The organism is Lacibacter cauensis (genome assembly GCF_007830055.1).
Classification (GTDB): domain Bacteria; phylum Bacteroidota; class Bacteroidia; order Chitinophagales; family Chitinophagaceae; genus Lacibacter; species Lacibacter cauensis.
This window is the reverse complement of the sequence record NZ_VLLE01000003.1, coordinates 333,562-349,392: the sequence shown is the minus strand read 5'-3', so window position 1 is coordinate 349,392 and position 15,831 is coordinate 333,562. Positions and strand designations below refer to the sequence as shown.

General features: G+C 37.6%; 14 protein-coding genes. 2 read left to right on the top strand and 12 right to left on the bottom strand.

Annotated features, from left to right (window positions below):
* Positions 1-18: 18 nt before the first annotated feature.
* From IQ13_RS06770 to IQ13_RS06720, 11 genes are all read right to left on the bottom strand, one after another.
* Complete coding sequence (locus tag IQ13_RS06770) at positions 19-414, bottom strand: hypothetical protein (RefSeq protein ID WP_144885349.1); 396 nt, start codon at positions 412-414, stop codon at positions 19-21.
* A gap of 16 nt (positions 415-430) precedes the next feature.
* A complete protein-coding gene (locus tag IQ13_RS06765) occupies positions 431-1,087 on the bottom strand; it encodes an HNH endonuclease (RefSeq protein ID WP_144885348.1) in 657 nt (218 codons plus the stop codon).
* A 9-nt stretch (positions 1,088-1,096) separates the two neighbouring features.
* Positions 1,097-1,951: a GIY-YIG nuclease family protein gene (locus IQ13_RS06760; protein ID WP_144885347.1), complete on the bottom strand. Its 855-nt coding sequence runs from the start codon at positions 1,949-1,951 to the stop codon at positions 1,097-1,099.
* Positions 1,948-4,974, bottom strand: coding sequence for an RNA-directed DNA polymerase (locus IQ13_RS06755; RefSeq protein ID WP_144885346.1), 3,027 nt, complete (start codon positions 4,972-4,974; stop codon positions 1,948-1,950). Before IQ13_RS06755 ends, IQ13_RS06760 begins: the two co-directional genes overlap by 4 nt.
* Before the next feature lie 11 nt (positions 4,975-4,985).
* Positions 4,986-6,461: a restriction endonuclease subunit S gene (locus IQ13_RS21350; protein WP_158637339.1), complete on the bottom strand. Its 1,476-nt coding sequence runs from the start codon at positions 6,459-6,461 to the stop codon at positions 4,986-4,988.
* A gap of 75 nt (positions 6,462-6,536) precedes the next feature.
* Positions 6,537-7,949, bottom strand: coding sequence for a class I SAM-dependent DNA methyltransferase (locus IQ13_RS06745; protein ID WP_144885345.1), 1,413 nt, complete (start codon positions 7,947-7,949; stop codon positions 6,537-6,539).
* A 105-nt stretch (positions 7,950-8,054) separates the two neighbouring features.
* Positions 8,055-8,714 carry a hypothetical protein gene (locus IQ13_RS06740; RefSeq protein WP_144885344.1) on the bottom strand — a complete coding sequence of 220 codons (660 nt, stop codon included), beginning with the start codon at positions 8,712-8,714 and terminating at the stop codon, positions 8,055-8,057.
* 275 nt (positions 8,715-8,989) lie between these two features.
* Positions 8,990-9,376, bottom strand: a complete 387-nt coding sequence (locus IQ13_RS06735; RefSeq protein WP_144885343.1) for a hypothetical protein — start codon at positions 9,374-9,376, stop codon at positions 8,990-8,992.
* Between the two features lie 2 nt (positions 9,377-9,378).
* Positions 9,379-12,060 (bottom strand): type I restriction endonuclease subunit R, encoded by a 2,682-nt coding sequence (locus IQ13_RS06730; protein ID WP_144885342.1) that lies wholly within the window; start codon positions 12,058-12,060, stop codon positions 9,379-9,381.
* An 88-nt stretch (positions 12,061-12,148) separates the two neighbouring features.
* Positions 12,149-12,511 carry a hypothetical protein gene (locus IQ13_RS06725; protein WP_144885341.1) on the bottom strand — a complete coding sequence of 121 codons (363 nt, stop codon included), beginning with the start codon at positions 12,509-12,511 and terminating at the stop codon, positions 12,149-12,151.
* A gap of 59 nt (positions 12,512-12,570) precedes the next feature.
* Positions 12,571-13,140, bottom strand: coding sequence for an RNA polymerase sigma factor (locus IQ13_RS06720; RefSeq protein ID WP_144885340.1), 570 nt, complete (start codon positions 13,138-13,140; stop codon positions 12,571-12,573).
* Between the two features lie 408 nt (positions 13,141-13,548).
* Here IQ13_RS06720 and IQ13_RS06715 point away from each other — a divergent pair, with 408 nt between their 5' ends.
* Both IQ13_RS06715 and IQ13_RS06710 read left to right on the top strand, forming a co-directional pair.
* On the top strand, positions 13,549-13,755 hold the full coding sequence (locus tag IQ13_RS06715; RefSeq protein WP_144885339.1) for a hypothetical protein: 207 nt from the start codon (positions 13,549-13,551) through the stop codon (positions 13,753-13,755).
* Positions 13,756-13,891: 136 nt separating this feature from the next.
* Complete coding sequence (locus tag IQ13_RS06710) at positions 13,892-14,353, top strand: hypothetical protein (RefSeq protein WP_144885338.1); 462 nt, start codon at positions 13,892-13,894, stop codon at positions 14,351-14,353.
* Between the two features lie 473 nt (positions 14,354-14,826).
* Here the strand turns inward: IQ13_RS06710 and IQ13_RS06705 are convergent, their stop codons facing one another.
* Positions 14,827-15,801, bottom strand: a complete 975-nt coding sequence (locus tag IQ13_RS06705; protein ID WP_144885337.1) for a hypothetical protein — start codon at positions 15,799-15,801, stop codon at positions 14,827-14,829.
* Between the last annotated feature and the right edge of the window lie 30 nt (positions 15,802-15,831).

Here is a 15,831-nt window from a genome sequence, read left to right as displayed (position 1 = left end):
GGTGTAAATAATAGACTACTATTTTATCTTATCCCATCTCCCCAAGTAATCTTCATTGTTCAAAGTTGAAAGATCAATAATACCTCTCGTTGTGTATTGCTTTACTTTAGCTTTAGCTTCCTTCCCTGTAGCTATAAAATAATCGGGAGTACTCATTTTGTCACCGTTAAGATTCACAAACACATAAAGAATATTGATATTCACTTTGTCCTTCATCATTGGCCAGCCAACATTCTTTTTCTTGTAAATTGATTTAACCTGGATAATGAACTGTTTATTATCTTTTTCTGCAAGGATATCAATGGCTTTGGCATTACCCATGGTAATACCAACACTAAAACCTCTGCGTAACAGTTCGGCTGCTACAAAATACTCACCGGAAAGCCCGGTACTGCTTGGTTGAATTTCAGGCATGTTTATTTGATTTTTATTAAAAAAGAATATGAAATTTTTTCCCGTTTAAACTTCCCTTAACTTCTTTTGCACTAATTACCTCTATCTCCCGTGCGCCATAATCAAATTCTTTATGATGATTGGGGCATAATACTAACAAGTTGCCTGCTACACTTTTACCGCCTTTATGTACAGCTTTAATATGGGCTACCTCAACATACAAATCACCATTTACCTTTTTAATAATTGAATTGCAATTTGGAAACTGGCATTTGTAATGATGCTTTTGCTTTAACGCTTTGATAATAGGTGAATCGTTTCGTATGGTTTGTTCAACAAGGATTTTTTTAGTCTTAGGGGCATCTGCACTTAATGTTTCAAGCGCACTAAATAAGCGTTCAGAAATTGTACCCTTTTTATTGGCATAGTTGTCTAAACGATCGCTTCGTCGAATAACAATGAAATCTCGTTTCAAAAATCGAACTGCGGCGGTAGAAACAAACTTATCATGCGACCAGAACACTTTGTTTCTAGAAAATAAATTTGCAATAGAGATAAGGTATTTGGGAGGATAGGCTCTGTCTTTATAAATCAAATCCCAATCTTTAGAAACACGCATTTTGGGTACACCATATTGATCAATATAGTGAATAGCCTGCAGTATGTTTTGTTTAGTGATTTCCTTAGGTATCATAGCGTGTAATTATTCTTCCAGTTGTTTTAACATTACCCCCTTTTCTGTTTTCCATTCTGTCCGCCCGTTCGATGAACGCCCCAATACCATCGCAGCTGCACGGGAAGATGAGGTAAACGTATAATGACGGGTTAAACGCAACAACTCACCTTCAATACTAAAGTAACCATCCTCTATCATCTTGGCCTTTTCAAGTCGTATACTTTCGTTAACTGAGGTCATATGTTCTTTCAGAAACAAGGAATCTTTAAATACAATAAACCCTTCGGTAGATGGACTGCCTGTTGCATTGGCTCCGGCTGCATTTTTACAGTAAAAAAGTTGAGTTACGTTATCTGCAGTTGTTTCCAACGTGTCTTCAATCGCTTCAAACAATTTATGACCAAGAGTGGAAGTAAGCAGTTTAATATTTGAAAGAAACTCTTCAAGCTCTGCTTGCTCTGCTTCCGACAGCTCAGATCGTGTTGGCGTATTACCGTTTAAAAGCTTTACTCGTTCGGCTTTAATGGCCGTATCATGTAAACGATGCTCTAAATATTTTACACTCGCTTTGTTTAGATACTTATCCTTACTTGTAAAGAAGACGACTTCATTCCAGAACTCTTTCGTTGCAAGATGGCTATTTAAACGGTCTGCAATAACTTCCGCCTCACCAATATAGGCAGCTTCATTATTTGCTTCATCTTTTCCCAAGAGAATGTAAATACCTGGCTTTTGAAACTCAGGGCGCTTGCTGCTATCCTTTACTTTTATGCGGGGTACTTTTATACCAAGGCCTGTCCAATTACTAAGTTCGGCAGTTGTTAGTCCGTTTGGTGTACCTTCGCTTAGGAATAATCGAATTGTTTTTCCGTAAGTTTTCATTGCTTATGTTTATAGTGCCTTCTTTCATCTGATATTTCATATCCAGTAGGCACAGGCTTAAACTTTCCTTTTGGAGAGGATCGAAAATCTCTTTGAAATTCACGTAAACTTTCCACCTCAATCTTAGACACAACAAAATAATCAATTTCACCTCCCTTTATTCTAACCACATCTCTCATATAGTGTTCCTTATAGGGTGCTCGTATTCTGGTATCACCATACAATCGATCATTTACTTGAATAACAAAACAATGCAAATCATTTGCTGTAGCTTTTATTAAGCCATCATATGTTTCCGTATCGGGATTCCATTCAACTAAAACAAGGCAATCTATTTCGCCTCTAAGCGGGTATCGGTTATTAATATTTAAAACATCATTACAAATTAGACCCGATAAGTATAACCCGTCATGATTAATAATGTATTTCTTATCTGAATGAGGGATTAGAATTTTCCCTCCTACTTGCATAAGATTACTTTCTTCATGTATGGCAGGAAATACCTTTTCCTGTATTATTGAGATTTGTTGCTCTTTATCACTACTTCCAATATTTAAAATATAGATCAGTTGATTTGATACAGATCCTTTTAATGGTTGTAATTCATTTCTTAATTCTTTTTTTTGATAACCAACCCCCGCAATTAATGAGATACCCTTGTTTTTTAATTTTTTTGCAACATAACTAATTTCACTTCTGGGCAAACTCAATTCAGGAAATACGATATAATCGATTTCCTTTTCCTTCACCCTTAGCACATTATTAATTAATCTATAAAGCCTTTGCAATCGACCGGTATCGGGCTCCTGATGATCATCTCTCACATCTGCAATCCAGCTATCCTCACTCGTATAAAAATTACTCAAACAAAAATATCTGTCAATAGTCTTATACTCTGCTTTAATATCAACATACAAATAGTTTGCAAGTTCTTTATGCTGTCTGGGTTTCTTTATGTAGCCTTCAATTTCTGGGTTGCCAAATATTCTATTAAGCAATAACAGTAGATCGAATTTCGATTCATTAGTTAACCAGTCACTAAATAGAAGTGTTAGTTCAAGTGTATCAAAAGGTCTGGTGTAATAAAAAAGAGCACTGGGAAATCCAGCATTAGTTCGTTTAATGTAAGTATACCAAAATTCAAGTAATGAATTGAATTGATGAGACAGTTTGCTATTATTACTTAGCACCGCACTATCTAAAACAAATTTATCATGCTTCAATCCACTTTTTCTAAACTCAATATCATCAATTAAAAAACGTTTATACGGAACTACATGCCAATCTGAGTAGATCGCATATCTGTGATACTTTACAATTTCATTACTGCTCTGGTTAAGCATTTTAAACAATGGTTCATATTGCTCATATTTTTTACCAGCCAACAAATCTGGGTTTAGTCCCGTTATAATTGCTTCCGTTAAAGTCTCATTAATATGCTTTCTGCATAATTCAAATTGGACGTCATTGTCACTTCTTGATTGTAACAGGTCAAATGAATTATTTATTTTGTTGATAATTTTGATTGCATAGTCTATCCGTGAGGATAAAATAGCTAGTCTTACCAGTCTTGCATAATACTTTTGGTAAACATCAATATTCAAGGGTGTAACTACAAAATCAAGTGAAAGATCAAGAAATTTCGTTAATCCGTCTTTCCAGTAATGTGCATTTAGCGAGTGAACAATTGCTTCAAAGTTTCTTAAATGCAAAGCGAATTTTAGGCGTTGAATACTTAATCCATCTGACTTTCTGATTGAATTGACGTGTTCCGAACTATCGGTTGTTGGAGAAGCCATCTCTTTTGTTAACGCCTCCAGATCCTTATCTGTATCAGGTAACATTCTCCATTCACTACTGTTTTCATTAATAGAGTCCTGTACGCTTTCAATAAATGCTTCGCCGCTTTTTCCGGCTAATACAAAAAATCTTTGCTTTTTTGGAGAAAAAATAACCTCGCTCTGTTTACTATAGTATATACTTAATTTATAGTTATCCTCATCAATAACTTTCTCTATTTTATCTGTTCCAATTCTTTTTTGAATAAAATTCCAAAAATCTTCGCTATTGGTGATTTCGCCTGTATTGTTAATAATTAAAAAAATATCATCAACATATCGTCCGTAATAAGGCGGGTCAATATGCTTTTCAATTAATTTGTCAAATTCAAATAATAAAAGATTGGCAATTATCTTCGATGCACTATAACCAATAGGAATTCCACAATGCCGAATTCTCAACATATCAAAATCAAAAATTCCTTCATCAATAACTTTCTTTGTCCATATTTCAAGCCTCTTAAGGAGTAAGATTGTGTAAGGATCGTTGTACAAATCAGCTTCCCCAATCAAATCAAGGAACTCTTTAGAATTAATAAAATCAGGATTAACCCTGTGATAAAACCTCTCAATGTCCAGTGTAATGGCTATTACATCTTTGCCGTTACGAATTTCATGCTTCAGAGTATCTATCCCTTTGTTCTGCCAGCTTTTGTAATCTACAAAATAGGGTCTGAAGTTGCCCTTATCAAATTCGCTGTATTCCGTTGAGCCTGGTTTAAAAAAACACTCCTTTTGATTTGTTCTCCTAAGCCTGCAACCATAACTATTCTCGCTTAAATGTCTTTCCAGTTTATGCCCTGTTTTCATTATCCATAGTGAAGCAATTACATGCATTTCTACTTCAAGTTGTCCAATAACTCTATACTGAATTTCGATCTGCTCATTTTCAAGGTTATTCCAATCTTCATCAGCATTTGAATAATAAAAATTTGTTAGTGACTCCTTGTCTCGCTTTATTGATTTAATCATGTAAGTGAAAGAACCTACACTTTTTTCAATATCATTGTCAGCTTGATCTAATAAAATATTCAGTAAAAGACTATTCAGGTTTTTATCCAACTGAAGTTCATAATCAATAAACTTCCTGACGCTATTATCGCCATTTTCGTAATACGCATCAATTTTAGCTTTTCTGAATGCTAAACGTAAATCATCTAATGTTAAATCCATGATGTTATTCATATAGTTCTTTTTTACCCCTCCGCCACCATCCTCAACTCCTCATCCTCATCAATCTTATAACTCTTCCTACGTTTGGCTTTGAGGGCAATAGTTTTGGGCTGTTTAGAAATAGTATGTTTTTCTTGTTGTATACGTTTCAATAATTCACTTGCCGGTTCATCACTTTCATCCTGCGGCACAAGTTCTCCACGAAATGCTTTCGCAAGTATTGCCTGTGGTAATTTATCAAACCACGCTTTGGCTTTTTGGTAACGTGCTTCAATGCTGTCAGCAAAATGAAATAATTCTTCTACTTTTCGGACGATTTCATTTTGCTCTTGGATTGGTGGCAATGGAATCGGAAATACTTCAACTCTACCCAGTGCTAACTTACCTTGAGCTGCTGATAAAATTGTTTTCTGTATAAATCTTTGTGCAATTGGAGACTGCAACCAAATAGATAAATAAAGATTTATTACTCCATCAAGGTTACACATTTTTAAAGCATTCTCTGTAAGATTTGCGCCATCCATATCATCTGGAATAACACCTGCGTCACCAATTTTCGCACCTACATTTGTTATATACACATCCCCTTTTGAAACTATATATCGCTTAATTATTTTTTGTGTTTCAGGTAAAAGAAATTCAAGTTTATCTTTTATAACTGTTCCTTTCTTTAAATCTCCTGCTTTAATGTATGGGAGGCCAGTATCATAAGAAACTAACTGATGCCCTTTTGGAATTCTTTTACCGCCTTTTACGTCTGATATATCTGAAATTGTTTTCCAATTCCATTTAGCAGGCAATTCAAATAACTCGTAATCGTCAACCTTGTCATCAAGTATATTCTTCCGTTCTTTTTTATTAGTTTTTGTTTTTGCTTCGGTTATATTATCATTCTCCTCCCTCCATTCCTTTGTCAACTCTCCATTTACTGCATCAGCCAATACAGACTGACGGAAATTTTTAAGCAGTGTTGGTATTTTTTCCAGCCTTTCTTTGCTGTTATTAATTCTGGTCATCAATGCATCCAGCTTTTCAACTATGCGTTGCTGTTCGGGAAGTGGTGGAAGAGGAATTTGTATTCTCTCTAGGTCATCTTTATTGAAACCATCTTGTGCACTTCTTTCATTAGCCAGTATAGGTCTTTGAAATATTTCAGACCTCAATAAATGATATACAAATTTCTTATTAATTTCTTCGGGAATGACAACTTTAGCAAGAGCAACATTGTAAGCTCCTTCCATTCCTGTTACAATTCTCCCTAATGATGCTCCATATCTTGCAATAAGTATGTCTTCTTTCGTGCAAGTTTTTAATTGTGTTCTGAAGGGAATAAATGTTGGATGAGGTTTTTCTCCAAAATCTCTAATTTGTAGCAATCTTATGTAATCTTTCTTTGGAACATATATAAAAGTGCTTTTAGGAGGTTGAGTTCCTCCTTGCACATCTAACAATTCAGTAAATGAAATTTCAATCCAACCTTTAGGTAAGTTACTATCCATGCTCAATAAAATTACTGCAGTACAAGAGTGCAACGCAACTGAAGCATCATAGTAGTCCTGCAGTTAAGTACATAATTATTCTTCACTTTCTGTTTCCAGTAAATTCAAAATTTCTTTCAATTCATCTACTACAAATTCAAGCTCAGTAATGGCTTCAGTTGCCAACACCTGTGGTTCGGGCAGGCTATCACTGTCTTCCAGCGTTTCATCTTTCAGCCATGTAATATCCAGCTTGTAATCCCGTTCTTTTATTTCACTAATATGAAATTTGCGGAAGCGGCCTTCAGGCCCAAGGTCTTTCCGTTTGCTTTGCCCGTTTGGGTCTTTACCATAGCATTGTTCAAACTCTTCAAAATGTTTGGCAGTGAGTGGCCGGTCCTTTTTGGTAATCCCTTCCACATTACTCCGGGCATCATAAATCCACACATTTTCAGTAGGCAACCCTCTCTGGATAAACACCACATTCGCCTTTACACCTTGTGCATAGGGCGTAAACGTACCTCGGGGCAAACGTAAAATGGTATGCAGGTTACAATCCTGCATCAATATCTTAAACACTTCGGCAGCCTTGTCTTCAAACAACACATTATCGGGCAACACAATGGCAGCCCTGCCTCCGGGTTTCAAGGCACTTAAATAATGCTGCACAAAATTCAACTGCTTGTTACTGGTGGCAATGGTAAAGTCTTCCCGTTCCGGTGCCTGGTTGGCACCCTTGGTACCAAATGGTGGATTGGTAAGAATACAATCGTATTGTTTTCCGTCAAACGGTTCATAGATGGTATCACCAATTTTTATTTCGGTGGTTACGCCATGCAGAAACAGATTCATCATCGCCAAACGGGCAGGCCGTGGCACCAGCTCATTACCAAAATAGGTTTTGCTTTTTATACGCTTCGCATCTTCACGGTCTAAGGCACCGCCCTTCGTTACATCCATCAGCCAGTCGTAAGCCAGCACAAGAAAACCACCGGTACCACAGCTGGGGTCGCAAATGGTAAAATCTTTTTTTGCTCTCGGGTCGGGCTTCATCACCCTGATAATGCTGCGGATCAGTTCCCTTGGTGTAAAATATTGTCCGGCTCCTTTCTTCCCTTCATTGGCACTCTTTTCCAGCAAACCTTCAAACGCTTCTCCTTTTACATCCACGTCCATACTGCTCCAGTCCTCCTCATCAATCATATTAATGAGGCGCTTCAGGTTTACAGGGTTGGTAATACGTGGCATGGCCTGTGTAAAAATTTTCCCGAGTATACCCTTGCCTTCACGGAGTTTGCGTAAGGTTTCTGCATAATGGTCGGTCAGCTCTGTACCACTCAAATCTTTTAAACTGTTCCAGTTGTATTTCTTATCAACATCAATTTCTTTTTCATCGGCCATTTTCAAAAACAGCAAATAGGTTAGCTGTTCAATATAATCGCCATAGTCCACACCATCATGCCTTAATGTGTGACAAAACCCCCAGAGTTTATTTACAATATCTGCCATAATATCCTTATTGTATTCTTGTTTTACTTCTTGTATGTGCCTTTAAAAACTGTTCAACTTTAACAGATAAATCATCCTCGCTATCAAATGCAATAATATCCATATTCAGCAATCCAATGCTGTTAATTCACCCGCAGGATAAAGATTGGTAACAAACAGGAAGTATCTTTTGTCATTTTCGTTTGTGTTAACGTATTTCCTGAATCCATTAACATGCGGTTCATTAGTTGAATAAATAAAATTCAATACATACTCTCTGCCATGAATATAAAAAGTAACTCCCCGCTTTAAATCGTTGTCAGGTTCAGCGGCTAGAGGAATAATAAAATGTTTGGCAAGTGCATCATATACTATTTTTTGTGCCCTTAGTTTTGCTGCACTAAAACTTAATTGCGGCTCATTTTTTATAAAGTATTCAATGGCATTATGAATAATATAGTAGAATAGAATCAGAAGTCCCAGTCCGATAAAAAAATACACATATATTTCATTGGGCCAGTAAATATAGGCGCCTGTTAAAAAGAAGATAAATAATGAGGCAGTGTATAATTGCCAGATGTTTTCAATAAAACTGCCTTTCAAGTCGATTATTTGTTCTTTACTTTCTTGATTTGAAAAAATATCGACGATACTATGAAATAAACTGAAGTTTTTTCCTGGCATTATTTTTTTTATTGTTTCATCGTATTTAATAACGCCGGTAATCTTAAGTATCAGGTTTAACTCCTGCTTTTCAACTTTTGCAAATTTGATTTTACTTAGCAACTCAGGAATAAATGAACTGATCGGGCTGAATACATGAAATAAAAAAATCTCGCATACAAAATACAGGAAAAGATAAACAAATAATTTACCCTGTTCAAAGAAGCTGATCCAGTTATTCGAAAGCCGGATATCAAAAAATGGAGTACTGTGAAATAAGTACCTGTAAAGAAAATCGGTCAACAGGATGCTTAGAATAATTTTAAATAACCGGATAAATATTTTGGATATTTTTTCTGGCTCATCAGCTAATATTTTAAGAAGTTCTCCAAGCATGCTTAACTAATCATTTGGCTGTTTTCGATTGCTTTAAATAAACAGTATAAGGCCTTAGTTTCATAGTCGCTAAGAATATGTTCGTTCTTTACATAAAGAACAGCCTCGCCCGCATCTTGTATTTCAGGCAAAACACTTCTTAGCTCAGGCAATTCCTTATTGTTAATATAACTTGATATTGCTTTTTGCTCCAATAGTAGGGGCATAAACTGCAAAAAAGCCAACACTATTTTATTTGTAAAACCCAGGCTGCTGAAAAAAGCTGCCTGTCTGTCAATTTCTTCATCAATCAACCCTTCAGAAATCGTAAACATTCGCTTAGCCCAATCCGTTTTTAATTCTTGAGTGGCTGCAATATCAGCCCAGATATGTTGAGGTAAGTAAGTCATGATTATGCAGCAATGGCAGTATTTATTTCACGTATAATCGTTTCCGCTTCAGCACTAAACACCTTCTTAAACTTACCCCAGCCACCATGCCTTTCAAGAATTGGCGAATAATCAAAATCCTCTTTATCCAATGTAAGGTTCTGGATCAAATGCTCTTTAATATACGCTATCCATGCATCCTGTTCTGCATTCAGTTGCTTGACGGCAAACAGTTTTTCAATAGCCTTGCCCACACGTTCATGCACTTCTAAAAGCTCTTCCTTATTGGCGGCTGTTTTTATCAGCGAAATAATATCCGGCAAATGCTTCTTGTGTACCAATTGAGCAGCATGCTTCAGACTCGCCTCGGGGAAATGATGCCGAAGCAACTCTGTTCGTAATTCCTTTAATACTTCCGTTCGCCATTCTTTTGGTTTCTCCAGTACAATCTTCATAGCCTCAATACGCTCTTTGTTCTCTTCCACAAACGCTGCAAAGGCTTCCAGGTATTCCACCGGCTTCAGGTATTGCTCACCTGCTTCAAACACCACTTCCGAACTTACTTCATCCTGCACATTATGCGCCACTACAAAATAAGGTTTCGACTTTTTATAATTGTACAGCAGCTTCTGAAATTGTTTGTCGTTCAATATACGCATCGTATCACCGAATTGATTGTCGAGCAGCTTCCGGAAACCACCGGCAAATTTGCCAATATCACCATCCTTGATCCACGGTTCAAATTCTCTTCTTCCTTCACTGCTGATGCGTTTTTCAATTCGTCGCAGCCGCTTAATGAATACAGTTACATGATGATCACGGTCTTCATTATTATCAATCCGTCGTATCACTTCCTCAATTGGTAGGGGATCGCTGCCGGGTTCATCAAAAGCAAAATTGCTCACATTTTTAAAGTACTTGATGAGTGTGCCATCAAAACAATCAAAGACCGTAAACTTTTCTTTATTGATATCCGGACAAAGTCTTGTCCCACGCCCAAGCATCTGTTCCCACAAAATTCTCGACTTAACAGGCCGTAAAAAAACAATAAACTCCAGTTGCGGTATATCCACACCCGTACTCAGCATATCCACCGAAATCACCACCTTTGGTTCAGGCCGGTTGCGGAATTTCCGGATCTTTTCAAGTGGCCGGTCAACATTTGCATTACCAGTGATCTTCATCACGAAATCATCACCCCGGTTAAAGGTTTGTTTGCAAAACGTAACCAGGTTATCGGCATGCGAAATATTATTGATATCGTTACTCGCAAAAATTAATGTCTTGGGAAAACGGCCATACTCTTCCTCAAATGCAAAACAATACTTCGCTAGCTCCTCCACAATTTTTTTATTGGTATCGGGTACCGTTATCTTGCGTTCTACCTGGCTCGCATCAAATTGCCGTTCATCTTCCAGTCCTTCAATGGTAAGCTGTCCGCTTAGCGTATCTACTTTACCTACTTGCTCGCCCTCTTTTAAAAACACCCCATTGATGAGTACCCCCGATTTAATTTTCACGGCATCATAACCAACGAGGTATCCATCCAGCTCAGCTTCTTTCACAGTGTATCTGTAAACAGGCTCACCAAAATAACTTACCGTATGCATAGCCGGCGTAGCGGTTAAACCAATTTTTACCGCATCAAAATACTCCAGCACAGCCCGCCACACATTGCTTTCTTTCGAAGTATAACCACGATGACATTCATCTGCTATAATCACATCAAAAGCATGTACAGGTATATCCAGTTTTGCAGCATCGCTCTCATCATCGTTATCGTTATCATCATTTCCCATCACAGCATCTTTGCCTAACAGGTTAATCGCCATCCGCTGAATCGTGGCAACATACACAAATGTTTTGCTGGCATCAGGTTTGGTCAGGTATTCATTGGGCAATACATTCACATCAAACTTCTCGTTCTCATCAAGATCTTCTTTTTTAAACCGTTGACTGTACAGTTCATACTCCTGGTTCAGTTTAAGACCGGAGGCCGTTTCAAATGATGCAAAAGCAGTTGCTGCCTGTGCAGCCAATGCCTTACGGTCAACAAGAAACAGAATACGCTTTGCCTTTTTTGATTTCAGTAGCCGGTAAATCTGGTTTACAGTAGTAAAGGTTTTACCTGTACCGGTTGCCATAGCCAGCAGCATTTTCCGCTTTCCGGCAATTATTTCTTTTTCTACCGCAGCAATAGCTTTTATTTGATAAGGACGCAGGCGGGGGTTATCAATCGGAGTTTGTTGAAACCATTCATTGGCAGCTGTTTCATTTCGTTGAAAAAACTCCGAAAGAGCATGTGGCGAATAAAAATCCTGTAAAGACCTGCTAAGGTTTTGGGGCTGTCGTACATCAAGAAAATAAACCTGTTCACCACTCGAAGAAAAAAGAAAGGGCACCATGTACTCACCCCACCGCCCGATTGAGTGCACTACACCACGGGCATAGCGCTTGGCCTGCTCTAAAACATTCTGTGCACCGATTCCGTATTTTTTGGCTTCAACAATACCGAGCAGCTGCCCGTTTACAAACAAGGCATAATCAGCAGGTCCGTTACTGGTAGGGTATTCTTCTACTGCGTGTTTTGTAAGCGTACTCGTATTTAACCCGGCTTCGTAGGGCACAATATTCCAACCCAAATTTTTCAGGTTAGTATCAATGCGCTTTTTGCGGGTTACTTTTTCGGGTTCGTTGTGGTTCATGGGCGTTAGCTCGTCGCTAAAAATAAGAAAAGAAACCTGATTTTGTAAACCATTGCTTTTATCTGTATCGATTCAATGAGCTACTGCGTTATTTCAACAATAGCTGCTCTTTTCGCTTCAATACAATCTGCGGTTTCTCCTTATACAATTCCACCTTTCCAACAATACAAACTTCTTTGTCTTTGAATAATTCCTCAGGCGCCTGTTCAAACTGCTTACGCACATCACCCCAGATAACAACGGTCAACTGTTGATTCGGAAATGCGGCACCGATATTTAAAAGTGTTGGACTGTTCTTCGCCTGTTCCAGAAAACGCCCTCCCCGCACAACACCACAAACTTTTACACTGTCACCAATATGCTTCGATACCTCTTCTAAAGAAATAGTTTGCTGTGCATAAGCAGTACCGGTTAAGGCAACAAAAAATAAGAATACAGTCAGTAATTGCATATCATAAGTTTTGCTGAAGAAAAGAAGAAATATCCGAAAGCAACTTGACAAACATCAATTTATCTGAGAAGAAAAAAAGACAACAAAAGCATTCCCGGTTCAATAGTCCCAAGCTTCGCCTTTAGTAGTACAAGCCCCCTCGCCTTCTGCGCCTTCACCGTACTTACAGCAATGCCCATCTCATCAGCTGTTTCACGCACCGTTTTGCCTTCAACATAAAGTTGTGTAAACACAGCTTTGCATTGTGCAGGTAAACTTTCAATAGCTTGGTATAAATGCCGTAAGGTTTCACTCTTAATCAGTTCAGCATTGTAGTCAAATGCATCAATAGCTTCAGACGGCAACTCATCAGGTATGGCAACCTGTTTTGCTTTCAGGCAATCATGGTAAACAATCTTATACAGGTAACTCCGGAAGTGAGAAAGAGAATTGAACATGCTGCGTTTCTCCCAAATTTTATAAAAGGCTTCATTTACAATTTCTTCTGCTATTGCCTTGCTTGTAAACTTACAGGCAAACACTACCAGCACAGGATAATACACCCTGAACAGGAAAGCAAGTCCTGCTTCATCACCCGCAGTAAATGCGGCTAAGGCGCTCTCTTCGTTAGCCGCCATCCCCTTCAGCATAGCTTCAGGTTTAATGGTGAACAAAAAGAGTCTCTGTAAGGAAGAAAAAGGCGTAGGTCTCCGCTTACCGTTCTGAGGCCGTCGAAAGCCCGTACACAATAAGGGAGCCCACGCCGGAACGTGAGCCCTTGCTTATCATCTTGTGTACATGAAAATTTCGACGTTTCAGAACAAGACTCAAAGCGAAAGCTTCAAATGCGTTGAAGAATTCGCAAATTATTTTAACGTTAATAAAAATACATAAAAATGTACGTTTTGTAAGTTTTAATTTACGTAGTGTAATTATTAAAAGACATTTAAAATTCTCCAGAATAACTTTCGGTACAATACATTATTAACTTGCCGAAAGCTTCCAAAAATAATTTTATAGCTGTAAGAGCAATGTTTCTTGCGAACACAGTTTCTAAGATGAAAGACATCGAAGAAATCGAGCCAACAAACATAGCAAAGGCTTTAGGCATTAATCACAGCCGGTATATCGCCAAACTAAATAATCCGGAGGAGTTTAAATTTAAACACATCCAGGGCTTAGCCAATCTGCTAAACATTGATATCCAGATCATCATTGATGTAATCAAGAAAGAGTTGGCGCAGGTAAAGAAAAAAGCTAGGTAAGAACCTTTCTACAACGTCCGTCCTATTTTATAACTTTTGATATAAACAGAAAGTGGCCTAAGGTCTTGCATTTGCACGCTACATTAATTACCTTAATGCTGTAAAAATCAAAACCCAATTTTTCGTCATTATTTACATGTCAAAAAAAAGACCGTCTTACTTCGCATACCTATGGAAGTCAACTAAATGGATTATTTTAAATGCCGTTTTTGCAACCGCTCCTCTATGGATATTATGTGTTCTTTATTTTGCTTCTGAAAAAAAGATTGGAGGAGATGAAATTGATTTATTGATATACGATGGAGCAATTTTTTTCGTTTCTATATCGTTGGTTGGTGCAGTTCTTGTAGATTATATTCTTTCGGGATTTAGACCAATGGGCGTAGCAAGATTCGTTATTTACCTGTTCCCACTGGTTGTTTTATTTGCAGCAGGTACAAATTTTTTGTTAATTAAATTTAACATAATAAGTAATTCGAGATTTCTATTAACATCCAGTACAACTTTATGGACAGTTTCGTTGTCTATCTTGTACATACTATTCGTAAAAACTGATTTATACATAAAGGAGGATTTAAACAATGACCCCCGATTATAACATACTAATCGCTCTGGTAATAATTTCAATTGGAATTTTTATTGGATATTTTGTAAGCAAGGAGTCTAGGCGAAGCTTACGTTCACTCAATAAGAAAAAAGAGGAATTTGAGAAAAGTGGAAAAAACATGCACAGGGAGCCGAAAAGATCCAAAGAAGTTGTACATGCATAATTTCTCTTAAACCTTTCTAATAAAAAAGGGCAGTACATAATACTGCCCTTTTTTATTTCTACGCCGTTGTTGGTAGCCTTACCAATCAACAAGTACATCACACAGCAGCAAAGTATTTTCATTCGTGCTTGTCTTCCGTAGCGTTAAGCAAAGGAGGTATTCGTCGCTAATACCATCAAAAATCGTCTGTGTTATCTGTTAGCAACCTTTCCAATCTGCTAAATAGATATCCAAATCATTATAGATGTAATTTAAGAAAGAGCGGACGCAGGTAAAAAAGAAAGTGAGGTAATAAAACAGCCTAATTTTCTACAATAGTTGTTAGTTTCTCTTCAAATAGAGCCAACTGTTCTTTAGTACCACTATACACTGCTGTATTAAACTCCTTATCAAGCTTCATTGTTTGTACATCATAAAGCCGCATCTTGTCAGTTAAAACAATGTCGCAAAATGGCAAAGCTGTGCAAAGTCGTATAATATCAACATGATCATTTACTTTTTCAGCTTGTTGTTTAACCATCATCATTGCTTCAATAGCAGCACGTATATATTGAGTAGGCATAACTTTTTTTAATCCCTCCCTTTCAAATAACAAAACAGCCTTTTTAGCCTCGGCCTTTGTAAGCTGGTACTCACCTATCATTAGTTCCATAAGCACATCTGCCCAAAAGTGTATGGTCTTAAAACTGAATTCTATTTTCCGCTTCTCGTAGAATCCATAACGGCTATATTGTCTAAGGCGTAAGACCAAGTTCTGTTCATAGTTTGCAATAAGCATCTGCAAAGAGGTTTCTACCAAGTTCTTATCTGGCTTCTTACCATCTCTGGTTATAGTACGAAAAGCATTAAGCTGGGAAGTGCCTTCATTAATCATTCGCTCATAAGTTGCCCTTCGTTCAGCAAATTGCTCTTGGGCTTCTTTTGTTCCGAAAGCTTTATGGGATGCTACTTTTTTAAAAATCGTAACCCCAATCCTTTTACACCTGACAAGGTGCATGATATACTTTGCCGCAATCTTCGCTTCAACATCAAACATAAAACCGCTGCTTAAATTAAAAAGAAAAGAATCTTCCTTTTCAGCAAGCTCCATATTAGAAGTAGAGGAATCCATCGAATGGTCAAGCGAATAAGGCACAATGATTTTCTCCTGCTCAACGCCTTGCTCCAACAATTGTCGTAACCGCTCCCAAATTGTTCCAGGCTCAGATGTTACCAGCCTGCTCAATGCAAACTGATCAAGATAAATAAGATGTTTGTCAGGAATATATTTACCCATAGCAGTTACAAAACAATAAAACTCCTGGTA

Excerpts from the sequence above, each read along its gene's own strand:
- IQ13_RS06725 (WP_144885341.1), bottom strand. The coding sequence starts at position 12,511 with ATGCAATTACTGACTGTATTCTTATTTTTTGTTGCCTTAACCGGTACT.
- IQ13_RS06720 (WP_144885340.1), bottom strand. The coding sequence starts at position 13,140 with ATGCTGAAGGGGATGGCGGCTAACGAAGAGAGCGCCTTAGCCGCATTT.
- IQ13_RS06755 (WP_144885346.1), bottom strand. The coding sequence starts at position 4,974 with ATGAATAACATCATGGATTTAACATTAGATGATTTACGTTTAGCATTC.
- IQ13_RS06730 (WP_144885342.1), bottom strand. The coding sequence starts at position 12,060 with ATGAACCACAACGAACCCGAAAAAGTAACCCGCAAAAAGCGCATTGAT.
- IQ13_RS06715 (WP_144885339.1), top strand. The coding sequence starts at position 13,549 with ATGAAAGACATCGAAGAAATCGAGCCAACAAACATAGCAAAGGCTTTA.
- IQ13_RS06705 (WP_144885337.1), bottom strand. The coding sequence starts at position 15,801 with ATGGGTAAATATATTCCTGACAAACATCTTATTTATCTTGATCAGTTT.
- IQ13_RS06760 (WP_144885347.1), bottom strand. The coding sequence starts at position 1,951 with ATGAAAACTTACGGAAAAACAATTCGATTATTCCTAAGCGAAGGTACA.
- IQ13_RS06745 (WP_144885345.1), bottom strand. The coding sequence starts at position 7,949 with ATGGCAGATATTGTAAATAAACTCTGGGGGTTTTGTCACACATTAAGG.
- IQ13_RS06765 (WP_144885348.1), bottom strand. The coding sequence starts at position 1,087 with ATGATACCTAAGGAAATCACTAAACAAAACATACTGCAGGCTATTCAC.
- IQ13_RS06735 (WP_144885343.1), bottom strand. The coding sequence starts at position 9,376 with ATGACTTACTTACCTCAACATATCTGGGCTGATATTGCAGCCACTCAA.
- IQ13_RS06710 (WP_144885338.1), top strand. The coding sequence starts at position 13,892 with ATGTCAAAAAAAAGACCGTCTTACTTCGCATACCTATGGAAGTCAACT.
- IQ13_RS21350 (WP_158637339.1), bottom strand. The coding sequence starts at position 6,461 with ATGGATAGTAACTTACCTAAAGGTTGGATTGAAATTTCATTTACTGAA.
- IQ13_RS06770 (WP_144885349.1), bottom strand. The coding sequence starts at position 414 with ATGCCTGAAATTCAACCAAGCAGTACCGGGCTTTCCGGTGAGTATTTT.